This window comes from Pirellulales bacterium, from assembly GCA_036267355.1.
GTDB lineage: Bacteria > Planctomycetota > Planctomycetia > Pirellulales > DATAWG01 > DATAWG01.
Window position 1 is genome coordinate 1 of the sequence record DATAWG010000050.1, and the last position, 15480, is coordinate 15480.

A 15480-nucleotide genomic window follows, 5' to 3' on the forward strand; every position below is an offset into this window, starting at 1 on the left:
GCGAGCTTCAATGGGGCCGCGATCTATCGATCGCGGAAAGGGCGTAAAGAGCTTTAACGCTCTCGGCGACGAAAACGCTTCAATGGGGCCCGCGTCGCAAGTCCAGGACGGGAAAAATTGGCTGCCGAGCCCCCGACCCACAAGCCGGGTTCTCGGCTGCAGGCTTGCCTCCGTGCTCGCCAGCTTTTCGCCAACGAGGGGATTCTAACGCATTTCAAAACAGTTGCAAGTTCGTTTTCGTCGCGGAGAGCGTCAGCCGTCGTTTTGACCTTTCAGCAGAGTTTATGGAGGGACTCTCGACATGGCAAAGGGAGCACTTCGTTCGCCCGTGAACCGGCGGTAGCCAAGCGAATATAGGCGGCGGTTTTACCGAGGCCGGTTTGAAAGTCGAGCAGTCGCGGGAGCGGGTTCGATAGGGCCAATCGCTCCTGATACGGATCGGGCATGCCCGTGGCTTGACGGAAGAATGCGCGAAACCCAACCGCGGGGCGAGAGTTATTCGCCATCATTGAGCCCCCGATGCCAGCTTGTTTCTTGGATCACGTATGTATACCTGCACGAATGAGGAAATCAAGCCCCCCTCGTATAATTATTTGTCGCGGGTCTCGGACCCATCCGGCATCGGAGGAATCTCTGATCCGCTCGATGCCGAAGACATTTGACGAATCGCTTCGTCGAGCATTCCCGATAAGATATCTTGCTTGACCGAAACAGGGCTCGCTAAAGGATCGGTCGCCATCGCGTAATTCGACAGCTAGGTCCATTTGCATCCTCGGGAGTTCGATCGCGGCCTTGAAAATGGATTTCCAGAATGCCGAAGATGCCGGCCGCGAATTACGATCGAGTCGTCGCAGTCCTGGAACGCCTCGGCTTCGTCGTCGTTCGGCAGCGCGGAAGCCATATCCGAATGGAGAAAGCCCTTCCGGACGAAACGCTGAAGATTACGGTGCCAGCGCATCGACCAATCAAGCGATCAACATTGAGCCACATTCTCAAACAGGCTGCCGTTTCTCTCGACGATTTTTTGGCCGCGTTGTAGAATTGACTTGACGGCGTTGGCGCCGCAACCGATTGGCTGCGGTCCAATTGAAGCCGCCGCTCCGCGGAGTTGATGCCCTCGACCATTCGCCTCTCTTCTCTACGCAGTCGAAAGACTGCGGCCCCATTGAAGATGCAATTCAGAATTGTCTTCGAAGCGTCTGATGACGGTGGCTACACGGTTTATGTGCCGGCGCTACCGGGATGTATTTCGGAAGGCAATACGGTCGAAGAAGCTCGCACAAACATCGCGGAAGCCATCGCGCTCTATCTGGACGAGAAGAGGGAGACAGGCACCCTTTGCTCACCGGGCATCGCAAAGCGAGCCAGTCCCCGGGCAAGCGGACGAGGAGAGGGGGACGGGCACTCTTTGCTCACCGGGCATCGCAAAGTGAGCCAGTCCCCGGCGGCGGCACAATCGACCGCCGAAACCGCTGCCTTGGTTTTCAGCGAGGCCAGGTCGTTTCGCGGCGGCAATATTGGCGAGCCCAATGCACGTGGCGCATCAGAACGTCGCCATCCATCGTGTGCAACGATTTCACGTCGCGAAATGGCACCCCCGAATCCAATACCAGCCTGATCATTTCGTCGTAATTCAATTCGGCCACCTGCGAAAAGCTCAGCGCTGCGATTTCCTTCCTCGTCCAGTGCCGTGCGCGAAGAGTGGTGGCCATAATCGAGTGCACGCGTTTTGCGCTGCGAATGAACTGGGCTTGCCCGAAAAATAGCTTCCGCTGTTCAAAACCCCTCACCCATCGCCTCTCCCGCAAGCAGAGACGCGGCTGCAGAGAAGTTATTTGTCGGCCGAGCCTTTTGAGAACTCGGTTGCTGCTCCAGCAAAAGATTTTCAGAAACCAACGCAAAGCCTATGCCGCTCTCGGGGCTTCTTATTTTCAGCGGAATTCGCCGGGAAGTACTGCTATTTCGTCTTTGGTCCGCACGAAAGTGCGCACGATTCAGGCAGATTTGTGCCCCATTTGTCGGCATGCCCGAGATTGGACCGGCGCGCGATTGGCCGATTGGTGCTTGTTTGGCGGCGAGGTAGAATGTTGCGACGAGCGGGGGTGTCGCGAGCGGACAGTTCGTCGAATCGTTTTTTGGGATGGGTGGCCGAGCGGTCTAAGGCGGCGGTCTTGAAAACCGCTGTGGGCGAAAGTCCACCGGGGGTTCGAATCCCTCCCCATCCGCTTTATTTCTCGCCGAGTATGGCGTGGGCACCGTTGCTCTCCAAGACCTTCTTGAGCAGCCGAATTACGCCCGTTGAGACCGGAACACGGCGATACAGAATCTCGTCGGCCGCTATCGGTTCGGTTCCGGGCTGGAGTGACATACCGCCGCCGCCATTCGATCAAGTGGGGTCCGAGTCCGACCACGGGCCGCGCGACACATGTCGGTTGCCATTAAAGACGCGATATTCGATGTTGCTAACCGGAGGGATGTGAAGGGATTCAAACATTTGCCCCCATTCAAACTCAAAAACGATTCCGCCTTGAACGTCTGGGACGATCCGAAGCGGGGGGCTTTCCTTGGCGATGGGGTCGAGTTGGATGCCCAACACGGTTTCAACAACCGGCGGCCGCTCATAAGTGGGCAGCGTGGCGTCTTTGATGGGGCGTCGGCATAGCGTCAAGGCCGTGCAAGCGTCGGAACTTGGAAAGAACGATACGATCGCTCCGTAAGCTTGGCTTCGCTTTTTTTGACAACCGTCGAAAGACATCGCCACCGGCGGCTCCGGCTGCTTGCCGTGTTCCCGTCGCTTTGCTCCAATAGGGATCAGGTTGGGATACCGCATGTTCTTCGGTCCGAAGGAGCGTCATGACCAAGCTGTGGCGGATTCGCCCTCACGATCCGGAGCGAATTGCATTTCTCGAACGTGAAGCGAAAGTGCCGGCGGTCGTCGCTCAATTGCTGGCGTGCCGAGGGCTGCACGATGCCGAGCAGATTCGCGAATTTTTGAATCCCAAGCTCAGCGGCCTGCGCGATCCCGACGAATTGCCGGGGGCCGCGGCCGCTGCCGATCGGCTCATGAGCGCCATTCGCGACCGCCGGCCGATCGTCGTCTACGGCGACTACGATGCAGACGGCATCACCGGCGCCGCGCTGCTCTACGAATGCCTCACGCTGCTCGGCGCGCAGGCAAGTTATTACGTTCCTCATCGGATCGACGAAGGCTATGGCCTGCACGAGGAAGCGCTGCGAATGCTGGCCGGCCGCGGCGCTTCGCTCGTGGTGACGGTCGATTGCGGCATCGCGAGCATTGCTCAAGCCGATATCGCTCGCGAATTGGGGCTCGAGCTGATCATCACCGATCACCATGAATGGGGCGAACGATTGCCGGCCGCCGCGGCGATTGTTCATCCGCGCTTGCCTGGGTCGGCCTATCCGTTTGGCGGCTTGAGCGGGGCGGGGGTGGCGTTCAAGGTGGCTTGGGCGGTGTGCAAGCGGGCCAGCGACGCGAAAAAAGTCAGTCCGCCGATGCGCGAGTTTCTGCTGAAAGCGGTCGGGCTGGCGGCGATCGGCACCGTCGCCGACGTGGTGCCGCTGGTGGATGAAAATCGGATTCTGGTTCACCATGGTTTGGCGAGCCTCGGCGGCCGGCCCGGCTTGGGGATGCAACGGCTGTTGCAATTGACGAAGCTGGCCGGGAAGCCGGCGCTGGCGTGCGAAGACATCGGCTTCATGCTCGCCCCGCGATTGAATGCCGCGGGACGGCTGGGACAAGCGCAATTGGCCGTCGAATTGCTGACGACCAATTCCGCCGAGCGCGCGTCGGCGTTGGCCGACTATCTGCATGAGCTGAACAACAGTCGCGATAGCCTCGAGCGGAGCATTTATCTCGCGGCCCACAAGCAGGCGCAAGAACAGTTCGATCTGGAGCGCGACGCTGCCTTGGTGCTCGCCGGGCGCGATTGGCATCCGGGCGTGGTCGGCATCGTCGCCGGCCGGCTCGCGGAAAAATATCACCGGCCCGTCGTGGTCGTGGCACTCGACGGTTTGGGGGTGAAGCCTGGGGTCGGATCGGTGCGTGGCGTGGCGGGGTTTCATGTCCATCAGGCACTTGCCGCCTGCAGCGACTATCTCCTCAGCCACGGCGGTCATGCGGCGGCCGGAGGGCTCAAAATTGAGGAAGTGCAGATCGAAGCGTTCCGCGAAGAATTTTGCCGCTTCGCCGCGGAGATGATCCCGGCCGGCGAGCGAATCGCCGAGCTGTGGATCGATGGCGAAACCACCTTCAGCGCACTCACGCTGCAAGCCGTCGAACAACTCGAATCGCTTGGCCCCTTCGGCGAAGGCAATCGCCGGCCCTTGCTTTGCGCCGCCGGCGTGTCGATCAGCGAATCGCCGCGGGCGATCGGCGGCGGCGGACGCCACTTGAGCTTGCGGCTCGCACAACATGGCAGTCGCATGCGCGGCGTCGCTTTCGGGCAAGGAGAACGCATCGACGAACTGGCAAACCTCGCCGCGCCGATCGCCGTGGTATTTCGTCCGATCGTGAATCATTTTCAAGGGCGGCGGACGGTAGAATTGCATATCGTCGATTGGCGCACGGTCGATGGAACGCCGGATTCGCCGCCGGCTGCCGGTTCAGCCTATGCCACCGGTTCCGCCGGCGCCCCTTGTTGACGCACTGGCAGAACCAGCGGCATGCGCACGACTCCCGCGCCAAGCGGCTCGTCGCAGGCCATTGGCATATGCCTGGTCGGCGATCTGTCGCTTCTTTCGGCCGCTCGTTTCGCTTGGTTGCTGCTATGTCGACGCCTTCGCTATTCGCTGCTGCCCGGGAAAGAATGGTGCGGCGGCAACTGTTTCGCCGCGGGATTCGCTCGCCGCGCGTGTTGGCCGCGTTTCGCAATGTACCACGCGAGCGATTTGTTCCGAGCGGAGAACGCGGCGAAGCTTACGAAGATCGGGCGCTACCGATCGATTGCCGCCAGACGATCAGCCAGCCGTATATCGTCGGATTGATGACCGACGCGTTGCTGCTGGATGGAACCGAATCAGTGCTTGAGATTGGCACGGGCAGCGGTTATCAGACGGCCATTCTTGCCGAACTCGCCCGCCATGTGGTGAGCATCGAGCGACATGGCGAGCTATCGATCCAAGCGGCGGCGGTGTTGACGGAACTGGGTTACGGCAACGCCGAATTGATTGTCGGCGACGGAACACTCGGCTGGCCGGCGGCGGCGCCCTACGATCGGATCCTGGTGGCCGCGGCGGCCGACGAAATGCCGCCGGCGCTTTTCCAGCAGCTTCGCGAGGGGGGCATTTTGGTGCTGCCGGTCGGCGATTCCGAATCGCAATCGCTGTTGAAGATTCGCAGGATCAACGGCCGGCCGGAAGCCAGCGAACTCACCGCCTGCCGGTTCGTCCCGCTGATCGGAGCGGGCGGCGCGGGGAGCGACGATTCTGCGACGTGAATTGCGTTGGCGTCGTCCGCAGAGACGGGAACAGACGCCGGCCCCTTTTGCTCCCAGACTCCGCAGCTATCCGAAGCTGAAAGAGCATCTTGCGGGCACGACCACCGCAATCGTGGCGAAGTTTCGAGGGATGGAGTGGGAAGATGAGCGAGACACCTACCAGAGGCTTGCCGACCACGGAGTCACAGAAACAATCGCCGGATTCTGGCTTCCGGAGATGCTTGGAAGCGATGACGACCTGCTGGTCATCGAAATGGACATCGTGCAGACGCCCCCTTACATCATTGATTTTGCAAAGGTTCGGCTGAATCGCGAACCGGATTTCTCGGCCGAAACGCTCGCCGAGAATGACCGTCACGGAACATGGTTATTCGGAAAAAACTGGCCAACCGTCAAGATGCTGATGGCCGAGCTCGAGAGTTATCTAATTTACTATCTCGATCGCAAGCCACACATTGTTTTTCCGAACCCCGACGAAGACGGAGCGCTACCGCCGCATTTTTGATCCGCTACGTGGCCTTATCGCCTTCGCGCAGCCTCCCATATCTTAGTGCCATTCAGGGGACAGGTGCCCTTTTGCTCCGAAAGACTCAGTAAAAGGGGTCAGTGCCTCGGCGGTGTTGCGGGCGGCGCTAGTTCGTCTTGGCACGGCCGAATCGATTTGCTACCCTCTGCCCTCCGCCTGCCGAGCCGTTGGATTGCACGCCGGATTGCGTGGCTTCCGGCGAAAAACAGGTCTGCTCGGCCGGCCAATTCGCTCACCGTTGCCATCGCTCGACGCATCCGTATCTTGCGCGCGCTGGTTTGCCGACAAGGAAGGAGGCCGGTATGAGTTCGTCGTCGAAGCCCGAGATCCGAATCCACATCCGCTGGATGATCCGCCGCGACATGGCGGATGTGATCGCGATCGAGAATGAAAGCTTTGAGTTCCCCTGGTCGGAGGACGACTTCGTCCGCTGTCTGCGGCAGCGGAACTGCATCGGCATGGTCGCGGAAATGGACGACCAGGTAGTCGGATTCATGATCTACGAGCTGCATAAGAACCGGCTGCATATTCTCAACTTCGCCGTGGCCGACCGCTATCGCCGCCTGGGCATCGGATCGCAGATGGTGGCGAAGCTGGCCGGCAAATTGTCGGATCAGCGGCGGACGCGAATTCTGCTCGAGATTCGCGAAACGAATCTGCCCGCCCAACTGTTCTTCCGGCACAACGGCTTCCGCGCCGTGTCGGTGTTGCACGAATTCTATGAAGACACGCCGGAAGACGCGTATCTCATGCAGTTTCGCCACGCCAACGACGAGCCCGACATTATTCCGTTCAACCGGATTGCGCGCTTGGCGGGTTAGGTGCGACGATAAGGCTCGGCCGAAAAACAACTTCTCCACAGATCCTGCTCCGCTTGCGGGAGAGGGCAGGATGAGGAGTTCAGAAAACGGAAGTTGCTTTTCGGCCGAGGTTAACTGGCTCCGCGGCAAGTTAGAGACGCCCGAAGCCGCGGGCGCGAGTCTCTTCCGTTTGAGATGGCGGCGCGCTTGCGATTTCGCGTGTGTGGCCCCGAACTTCGCACAAACCAAACGCTCCTCTCGCGCCTCTAATCTTTCAATTCCTTGTCGAAGAACGCCGAGATGGGATCCATCCAGTCGGGCTTCGACCGCATGCCGACGCCGTGGCCCTTGCCTTCAAACTTGATGAGCGTCACTTCGACGCCGGCTTTCTTCAGCGCGTCGGCCAGTTCTTCGCTCTGCGCAATCGGCACGATGTTGTCGCCTGTCACGTGCTCGATCAAGAATGGCGGGCAATTCTTGTCGACATAGTGCAATGGGCCCGCCGACAGGGCAAGTGCCTTGTGCTCCGCCACCGGGCCGCCGAATAGCTTGCTCAGCGGCGAATTCGGACTGTTGGGATGGAGCCCGTCGTCGGCGGGCATTTGCGATGCGAAGTTAAGAAAATCGGTCGGGCCATACCAGTCGCAAACGGCCTGCACTCGATCCGATTCATTTCGATTTTCGCCGATCGGCGGGAACGCTTTCTTGCCGCCGGCGGTGCCGAGCAACGCCGAAAGATGTCCGCCGGCTGAATCGCCCCACACGCCGATCTTGTCGGGATTGATATTATATTTCTTCGCATTGGCCCGCAGCCAGCGAATTGCCGCCTGGCAATCTTGAATCTGGGCGGGGAAGATTGCCTCCTGGCTGAGCCGATAGTTGAGGCTCGCGGCCGCATAGCCGCGTTTCACTTCCGGCAAGGCCCAGCAACCCTCTTTCGAACCCGCCTGCCAGCCGCCGCCGTGGATGTAGACGACGAGCGGCAGCGGCTTGTCGGCCTTGGCAGGCAGATAGAGATCGAGCGATTGCGATTTTCCACCGTTTGGAACGTATTCGATATTGCGGTGCGCGACGACATCGGACGGCGAACGCGTGTCGTTCTTTGGCGCGTCGGCAGCCAGCGCGGCGCCGCACCATGCGGCAACCATCAGGGCGCAGAGCTTTATGCTTGTGTTCATGGCGGGATTCTTTCGTGCGGAAGGAATTTGGGCGAAGAAGTTCTGTGTAGCCTGGCGACGATCCACACTAGCCCGAAGCGTTAGCGAGGATGTCGCACCAAGACGCGTAAACGGTTTTCCGAGCATTATTGACCAACCAAGCTTCGTCTCCAAACACGAGCCGCTGCTCCTGCAACGCGGAGACCGCCCGTCTGTCATCGATTCGCTTGCTAACGCTTCGGGCTAGTGTATTGATCGGCAAGTTTGAGACAAAGCCTAGGCCCCGCCCTTCTTGACCCGGGCCTTGGGCCGACGATTTTCCTTGATAACCCGCGTTTCCTCCGCCGACATCAGCCGGAAAATCAGGCGATAGGCGCGATGGCCGTCGGCGATTTGTTTCGGGTACAGATCCTGCACTTCGCGGCGCAAGGCGTCGGCGCTTGGAAAGCCGTCGCGGAGAGCGTCTTCGTCCGTCAGATCCGGTAGTGCCACTTCATCGACGGCCGTGATCTCGATATATCCTGCTCCGGGGATGTAGCTCCGCTGGCCGGCCCGCATGCGGCGAAATTTCCAAAGCCGAATCGTTTGCGTTTTCTCGCCCGAACGAATCTGCTCGAGAAACTTTTTTTTGAACAGCAGCATGAGGCGCCCCGGAAAGATGCCGAATGGTTCACGCCGATGCGAGGACGACCAAATTGCCGATCTTGAGTCGACGATGGCCGAAAAATACTTTCCGTTTTTCGAACCCTCTCACCTCGCGCTCTCCCGCAAGGGGAGACGACTCTGTGTCACGAAACACACGAATTCTTTCCTAAGGAGCGACGCAAGCGTCTTTATCGTAGCAGGCACACTCCGTGTGCCGTCGGGCGCACCGCGGCGCATTGCAGGCAGAGCGGCGCAGACGGCGCTCGGAGTGTGCCTGCTACTTTGGTTGCGGCTCCACCGCGCTGTGGAGAAGTTGTTTTTCGGCTGAGCCATACATGGCCGTGGTTACATGATCGAGCGGAAGAAATCGTCCAAGTCGGCGTCGTCCTCGCCGCTGGCTGGCTCCTCGGCAGGTTCGGCGAGCATTTCGTCGCTTTCATCGGCAGGCGGAATCGGCGTTTGCGCCGACGCCGCCGCAGGAGCGCGACCCGAAGCTGAAAATGCCCGGCCTGAAGCCGCGATTTCCTCGTCGTCGGCCATTTCAGCCGGATTCTGGGGCCGGCCGGCTGCGGCTGGCTTCGTGGCCCCGGGCTTGGAAGGCGCCACGTTTGCCCCGGGCTTTGCCGCCGCGGCCGGCTTTACCGGCGCGGCGGGCTTCGCCGGCGCGGCAGTGCCAGCGGCCGGCCCCGGCACGGTTTCCGGCGGCTCGTCGTCAGAAAGGAAATCGAAATCAAGCGTCCGCGTGTCTTGGTGCGATTCCGATTTCTCGGCCGGCGATCCGCCCAGGTTCCATGGCTCGGAATCCTGCTCGCCATCGGCGACTCCCGCCGGCACGGACGACATCGGCACCGTTTCGTCGGCGAGTTTCGTCGGCGCGTCGGATTTCACCTTCTTCGCAGGCGGCGGACGATCGTAATCGTCGCCATAGAGGACGTGAAATTGCGCCGAGCCGACCGTCAATCGGCAACCGCTGGGCAGCGCCATCTCGTCGGCGACGCGCTCGTCGTCGACGAACGTGCCATTGAGCGACGCCATGTCGCGCACCATCAACTGTTCATCCAGCTCGTAAATCTCGCAGTGAACGCGGCTCACCAGCGGGTGCAGCAACTTGAGCTTGGCTTCCTGGCCGCGGCCGATTTTCGTCGGCAGCGCGAGCTTGAATTCTTTGGTCTCGGCATCGGGCGAAATCAAAACCAATTTGGCCTTCATCGAACGCGCCTCAGAATGAACGCACCAAGCTGCAACCCCAGCCCGCGATGGCAAATTTCGCACTGCCACTGAATTCCGCACTGCCAATGGACCGCCCGAACCGCCCAATATAACTGACTATACTGGCCCGAAATGCCGCTGGCAACAAGCGGCGTATGCAACCTCCGCCTTGGGGGCGCGTGTGGATCGCCACAGCCGGCGTTCGGTCGGCGCCGGGGACTTGACGCTGCACGGCTTGACGGTTTAGCCTGACATTTCACAGAACGAGAAGCGGTCGCTAGCAATGCTTCGCCGAGGGCCGTGGGCACGACAATTGCCCTTGCAAGCGGTCGAAGCTGACCTATAATCCGCTTGAATCCCGTTTTGTCGGCCGAGTCGATGACCGTGGCTCGGCGAAAGGGGGAGCATTGGGTTCGTCGTTTGTACTTGGCGAAACCGTCGCGGGTGTAGCTCAGTTGGTAGAGCACGACGTTGCCAACGTCGTTGTCGTGGGTTCGAATCCCATCACCCGCTCTTCTCCTCCTCGAGAGGCGCTGTTGCGGGTCCGACGGCGGCGCCCGGAAAGATTGCAATGCGTACAGAATTGCAACGCCGCCCTGGCTTGAGTGGCCGGTGGTCGCTTGGCTTTGTGGATAGGAGTCTCGCGGTTGCGGCCGTTTGTTGCGGCGCTTTGTCCTTAGCCCATTGATCCAAAGCTGATTGAACGCATGTCGCCATCCGATACCGATCCCGAAGATACCGACGTTGCCGAAGGCGCCGAATCCGAAGCGCCCGAGCGCGAGCCGCTCAATCTCGATGTGAAAATCGATTCGCCGAGCGCTTGCCAGCGGCACATCACGGTCACCATCCCGCGCGACGATATCGAACGCTACTTTGGCAAGGCGTTCGACGAACTGATGCCCTCGGCCACGGTGCCGGGATTCCGCGCAGGGCGGGCGCCGCGCAAGCTCGTCGAGCATCGCTTTCGCAAAGACCTGGCTGAGCAGGTGAAAAGCTCGCTGGTGATGGACAGTCTGTCGCAGATCACCGACGACAACAAGCTTTCGGCGATCAGCGAGCCGGACCTCGATTTGGAAGCGGTCGAAGTGCCCGACGAAGGGCCGATGAGCTACGAATTCAATCTGGAAGTTCGCCCGGAATTCGATTTGCCGCAATGGAAAGGGCTGACGATCCGCCGGCCGGTGCGCGAAACGAGCGATGTGGATGTGCAGCGGCATTTCGTTCGCATGGTGGGCAAGCGAGGCCGGCTGGTGCCGTTCGACGGCCCTGCCGAAGTGGACGACCATATCACGGCCAATGTTACGTTCCTCGACGGCGATCAAGTCGTCTCGGAGCATCCGGAGGAAGTGATCCGGCTCGCGGCGGTGCTCAGCCTGCGCGATGCGCGGATCGAGAATTTCGGGCCGTCGATGGCGGGCGTGCGCGGCGGCGAAACGCGCTCGCTCCCGGTGCAGATTTCCGAGTCGGCCGAGGAATCGGTGCGCGGACTGAAGCTCACCGCGAAATTCGAGGTGCTCGAAGTCAAGAAACTGGAAGTTCCCGAACTGACGCCCGAGCTGCTCGAAGAGCTGGGGGATTTCACGTCGGAGGGAGATTTCCGCGACGCGCTGCGCGACGACTTGGATCGGCAACTCAAGTATCACCAGCAGCAGGAAGCCCGCAAGCAGGTGACATCCCTCTTGACGGCCGCGGCCACGTGGGAGCTTCCGCCGGAGCTGCTCCACCGCCAAAGCCGCCGCGAAATGGAGCGCACCAAGCTCGAATTGCGAAGGAGCGGTTTTAGCGACGAGCAGATTCAAGAACAAGAAAATCAAATTCGCCAAAATGTCCTGGCCAGCACGGCTCGGTTGCTGAAGGAGCATTTCATCCTCGAGCGGATCGCCGAGGAAGAAAAAATCGGCGACCAGCCAACAGACTACGACGATGAAATCAGTTTGATCGCCGGCCAGAGCGGCGAAAGCGAGCGGCGCGTCAGGGCCCATCTCGAACAACGCGATTTGATGGATGTTTTGCGGAACCAAATCATCGAACGCAAGGTGATCGAACTGGTGCTATCGCAGGCCACGTTCGAAGACGTTCCTTTCGCGCCGAAGGGAGAAGATGTCGAAGCGCTCGATTGGTCGGCCGGCCGCGAGGTGGACGAAGCGGAGGAGGAAATCCCCGAAGCCAAGCATGGAGGTCAGGCTGAACCGCTCCCCGGAGCGGAACACCGCGGATAAAATCTGACTAGGGCGGGGGTGAGGGATCAGGGCGAGGAATTGCCTGCTCCCTTCTCTCAAATGTTTTTGCGCGGATAGACGCGGCTTGACGGCGTCTTCCCCTCACCCTAATCCCTAACCCTATGAGCCCCCCGATGAACGATTCTCATATCCAGCTTGTCGAACCTCGCGCCGCTTACCGCGAATATCAGCGGCAGCGGCAGCTCACGCTCGGCGACCTGCTGCTTGAAAATCGCATCATTTTGCTGCAAGGCGAAATCTACGACGGCAATGCCAACGAACTCGTGATGAAGCTGCTCTACTTGCAAAGCGAAAATCGTCGCAAGGAAATTCATTTTTACATCAATTCGCCGGGCGGCAGCGTCACCGCGACGATGGCCATCTACGACACGATGCAAATCCTGTCCTGCCCGGTCGCAACCTATTGCGTCGGCCTCGCGGCCAGCGGCGGCGCCGTGTTGCTCGCCGGCGGCTCGAAAGGAAAACGGTTTGCGCTGCCGCATGCCAAAGTGATGATCCACCAGCCGTATGGCCAAGTCGGCGGCCAGGTTTCGGATATTGAAATCCAAGCCGACGAAATCCTCAAAACCCGCGAAGTGCTCAATCAAATCCTGGCTGATCACACCGGTCAGCCGATCGAACGAATCGCCAAAGACACCGACCGCGATCGCTATCTGACCGCGGCCGAATCCAAGGAATATGGCTTGGTCGACGACATCCTCACCAAGCCCCCCAAGCAGGCCGAAGACGATGAGGATTGACGGCGACGTGGATTGACCGGGTTGCCCTCGCGATTGCCACAATCGAATTCTCAGAACTTCGGCCACGGAGTTGAACCAATGCCCCTGATTCCCTACGTCATTGAAAAAAGCGGCCGCGAAGAGCGGGCGATGGATATTTACAGTCGCCTGCTCAAGGATCGCATCATTTTCCTTGGCTCGGCGATCAACGACGAAGTGTCGAATTCGATTGTCGCCCAAATGCTGTTTCTCCAAGCCGAGGACCCGAAGGCCGACGTTCACCTGTATATCAATTCGCCGGGGGGCAGCGTCACCGCTGGTCTGGCGATTTACGACACGATGCAGTTCATCACCTGCGACGTGTCGACCTATTGCATCGGCCAATGCGCCTCGATGGGCGCCGTGCTGCTCACGGCCGGCACGAGCGGCAAGCGGCGAGCCCTGCCGAATGCGCGCATCATGATCCACCAACCGCTGGCCGGCATGGAAGGCACGGCCGAGGAAATCATGATCCACGCCAAGGAATTCAAGAAGATCAAGCAGAAGATCAACGCGATCCTGCTGAAGCACACCGGCCATCCGCTCGACAAGATCGAGCAAGACACGGATCGAGACCGTTTCATGTCGGCCCAAGAAGCGATGGAATATAAGCTGATCGATCAGGTGATCGAGCACATGGAAGTGCGGGAGAAAATCGTGCCATCCCACTAACACACTAGCCCGAAGCGTTCGCGAGGACGGCCTTTCGGCGCTCTTCCGCGACGCTTCGGTTCGGAGCAAGTTCCGGCCGGTCTCTTTTCCTTTGGCGCCTTGGACCGGCTGCGTGGCGCCCGGTCGAATCGACATTCGCGTTCTAACGCAATAAACAGCTGTCGCAGGATGCGGCGGTGTGCAGGCTGCTTTTCGCATGAGGCGAGTATGAAACCACGCCTGTCGGGATCAAGGTCTGGCCGGGCCGCGCTGTCGCTATTGGCGACCGCCATGCTTTTTTCCGGATGCCGCACACCGGCCAGTCAAACGCTGCTCGAGCACGAGAATTTCGAGCAGGAAAAAACGATCGAAGATTTGCGCGACCAGATCGATGAAGCGCAGCAAGACCTGCAGGATTGCCGGCGTGCGAACGCCGCTCTGAAGCGGCAGCTCGGCGGCGGAAGCGCGAATCGCTCCGCGGCGCCAAGCGAATCGTCGTCGCGATTGTCGCCCCGCAGCGTGGCCCCGCCGACTTCGCCTCCGCCTTCGGCGCCTCCCGCGTTTCATCCGCCGACGATCGATCGCGGCACGGAAGCACCGTTGGAATCGACGCCGCCTGCTGGATCGCACTCGGAGGAATGGGTGCCTCCGAAGCTGCCGGGCGCTGCCGACGGAGACGCGCCGCCGGCTTCCGGCGCCACCACGTCGTCGTATGAAGAAGAAGCGCCGAGAGCCATGCGGATTTCGATGATTCGGCTTCTGACCGCCGGACACCAATTCGGCGGCCATGGAGCAAGCTACGTTGCCGCGAGTCATGGGAACCGCGACGCGGCAATGGGCGACAACGGCTTGCAGGTCGCCTTCACGCCGCGCGACGCCGCCGACCGCCCCGTCGCCGCTGAAGGAGCCGTGTCGATGGTGGTGATCGATCCGGCGCTTTCGGGACCTGGCGCACGGGTGGCGCGGTGGGACTTTTCGCCGGCCCAGGTCCGGACGCACTACCGGCAAAATCTGTTCGGCAAGGCGTATCGCTTCGACCTGCTTTGGCCGCACGGAGCGCCGCAGCACGAACGGTTGAAGCTGTTTGTTCGACTGACGACCGCGGATGGCGAAAAGCTCGAAACGAATCAGACGATTTACGTCCGCCTCGGTCCGCAAGCGCCGGTCGACGATTCGAATGTCGCGAGTGCGGATGTTGCCGAGCCGAGCTCGCAAGTTGCCGAGCGAAGCTCGCAAGTTGCCGGGCCGAGCATCGCAGACCCGGATGCCGATTCACCGGCCCCGCACGACGCACCGCCGCCCAGTACAACATCGGCGGAAATCTCCGCGACCGGATTGGCGGCCAGTGCCGTTGCCACTTCCCCGCCGCGCGACGACATGGGCGAATTCGAGCCCGACGAGCCAGCCCCGGCCGACAGCCCATCTGGCAGCGCGAATTCGACGACCACCCAATCGATGCCGCCTCGCAACAGCACGGCATGGCGACCGGATCGTTGAGCCGAGAGCGCGAGACGGATGTGGCGCACGAAACCGCAAGCGTGCTATGTCGGCGATTGTAGGGCGAAGCGTTAGCGAGGGATGCGCGCCGCAGGACGTTCGATTCCTGTCAGCGCCCGTCCTCGCTAACGCTTCGGGCTTGTGTCGGCGATTGTAACCCGAAGCGTTAGCGAGGGACGCACGCCGCAGGACGTTCCGTTTGTGTTCGAACTCAAGCGGCGCTCTCACTGGCCGACTTCGCTGGCCAGTTGCACACCCCGGTGCCAAAAAGAGAATCGCAGCGCCCGTGCAGCGCCCCTGCAGCGTCTGTCAGCGCCCGTCCTCGCTAACGCTTCGGGCTTGTGTCGGCGATTGTAACCCGAAGCGTTAGCGAGGGACGCACGCCGCTGGACGTCCCGTTTATGTTCGAGCTCGAGCGGCGCTCCCACTGGCCGACTTCGCTGGCCAGTGGCACACCGCGGTGCCAAAAAAAGAATTGCGGCGTCTGTTAGCGCCCGTCCTCGCTAACGCTTCGGGCTTGTGTTGGCGATTGTAGCCCGAA

General features: G+C 60.7%; 14 protein-coding genes and 2 tRNA genes. 11 read left to right on the forward strand and 5 right to left on the reverse strand.

Features of this window, described 5'->3' with window-relative positions; genetic code table 11:
* Nucleotides 1-811: 811 nt before the first annotated feature.
* Nucleotides 812-1039: a type II toxin-antitoxin system HicA family toxin gene (locus tag VHX65_08065; protein ID HEX3998489.1), complete on the forward strand. Its 228-nt coding sequence runs from the start codon at nt 812-814 to the stop codon at nt 1037-1039.
* 445 nt (nt 1040-1484) lie between these two features.
* On the opposite strand, the gene VHX65_08070 is transcribed toward VHX65_08065, so the two are convergent.
* Nucleotides 1485-1712: a hypothetical protein gene (locus VHX65_08070; GenBank protein ID HEX3998490.1), complete on the reverse strand. Its 228-nt coding sequence runs from the start codon at nt 1710-1712 to the stop codon at nt 1485-1487.
* Nucleotides 1713-2138: 426 nt separating this feature from the next.
* Here VHX65_08070 and VHX65_08075 point away from each other — a divergent pair.
* Nucleotides 2139-2225: transfer RNA gene (locus VHX65_08075), tRNA-Ser, on the forward strand.
* 161 nt (nt 2226-2386) lie between these two features.
* On the opposite strand, the gene VHX65_08080 is transcribed toward VHX65_08075, so the two are convergent.
* On the reverse strand, nt 2387-2830 hold the full coding sequence (locus VHX65_08080) for a hypothetical protein (protein HEX3998491.1): 444 nt from the start codon (nt 2828-2830) through the stop codon (nt 2387-2389).
* Nucleotides 2831-2853: 23 nt separating this feature from the next.
* Between VHX65_08080 and recJ the strand changes: the two genes are divergently transcribed.
* The 4 genes from recJ (at nt 2854) to rimI (ending at nt 6803) form a co-directional block, all read left to right on the forward strand.
* Nucleotides 2854-4662 (forward strand): single-stranded-DNA-specific exonuclease RecJ, encoded by a 1809-nt coding sequence (gene recJ, locus VHX65_08085; GenBank protein ID HEX3998492.1) that lies wholly within the window; start codon nt 2854-2856, stop codon nt 4660-4662.
* A gap of 125 nt (nt 4663-4787) precedes the next feature.
* Entirely contained in the window at nt 4788-5456 is a 669-nt protein-coding gene (locus tag VHX65_08090) for a protein-L-isoaspartate(D-aspartate) O-methyltransferase (GenBank protein ID HEX3998493.1), read from the forward strand.
* A 112-nt stretch (nt 5457-5568) separates the two neighbouring features.
* Complete coding sequence (locus VHX65_08095) at nt 5569-5961, forward strand: hypothetical protein (protein HEX3998494.1); 393 nt, start codon at nt 5569-5571, stop codon at nt 5959-5961.
* 323 nt (nt 5962-6284) lie between these two features.
* A complete protein-coding gene (gene rimI, locus VHX65_08100; GenBank protein ID HEX3998495.1) occupies nt 6285-6803 on the forward strand; it encodes a ribosomal protein S18-alanine N-acetyltransferase in 519 nt (172 codons plus the stop codon).
* Between the two features lie 245 nt (nt 6804-7048).
* Here rimI and VHX65_08105 read toward each other — a convergent pair whose 3' ends face one another.
* The 3 genes from VHX65_08105 to VHX65_08115 form a co-directional block, all read right to left on the reverse strand.
* Nucleotides 7049-7960, reverse strand: coding sequence for an alpha/beta hydrolase (locus VHX65_08105; GenBank protein HEX3998496.1), 912 nt, complete (start codon nt 7958-7960; stop codon nt 7049-7051).
* Between the two features lie 255 nt (nt 7961-8215).
* Nucleotides 8216-8581, reverse strand: coding sequence for an ASCH domain-containing protein (locus VHX65_08110; GenBank protein ID HEX3998497.1), 366 nt, complete (start codon nt 8579-8581; stop codon nt 8216-8218).
* Between the two features lie 348 nt (nt 8582-8929).
* Nucleotides 8930-9793, reverse strand: coding sequence for an FHA domain-containing protein (locus VHX65_08115; GenBank protein ID HEX3998498.1), 864 nt, complete (start codon nt 9791-9793; stop codon nt 8930-8932).
* 440 nt (nt 9794-10233) lie between these two features.
* On the opposite strand from VHX65_08115, the gene VHX65_08120 reads away from it, so the two are divergent.
* The 5 genes from VHX65_08120 (at nt 10234) to VHX65_08140 (ending at nt 14939) form a co-directional block, all read left to right on the forward strand.
* A tRNA-Gly gene (locus tag VHX65_08120) sits at nt 10234-10306 on the forward strand.
* A 194-nt stretch (nt 10307-10500) separates the two neighbouring features.
* Nucleotides 10501-12012 carry a trigger factor gene (tig, locus tag VHX65_08125; GenBank protein HEX3998499.1) on the forward strand — a complete coding sequence of 504 codons (1512 nt, stop codon included), beginning with the start codon at nt 10501-10503 and terminating at the stop codon, nt 12010-12012.
* 134 nt (nt 12013-12146) lie between these two features.
* Complete coding sequence (locus tag VHX65_08130) at nt 12147-12773, forward strand: ATP-dependent Clp protease proteolytic subunit (GenBank protein HEX3998500.1); 627 nt, start codon at nt 12147-12149, stop codon at nt 12771-12773.
* A gap of 78 nt (nt 12774-12851) precedes the next feature.
* Nucleotides 12852-13463 carry an ATP-dependent Clp protease proteolytic subunit gene (locus tag VHX65_08135; GenBank protein ID HEX3998501.1) on the forward strand — a complete coding sequence of 204 codons (612 nt, stop codon included), beginning with the start codon at nt 12852-12854 and terminating at the stop codon, nt 13461-13463.
* A 207-nt stretch (nt 13464-13670) separates the two neighbouring features.
* Nucleotides 13671-14939, forward strand: a complete 1269-nt coding sequence (locus tag VHX65_08140) for a hypothetical protein (GenBank protein ID HEX3998502.1) — start codon at nt 13671-13673, stop codon at nt 14937-14939.
* The last annotated feature ends 541 nt before the right edge of the window (nt 14940-15480 follow it).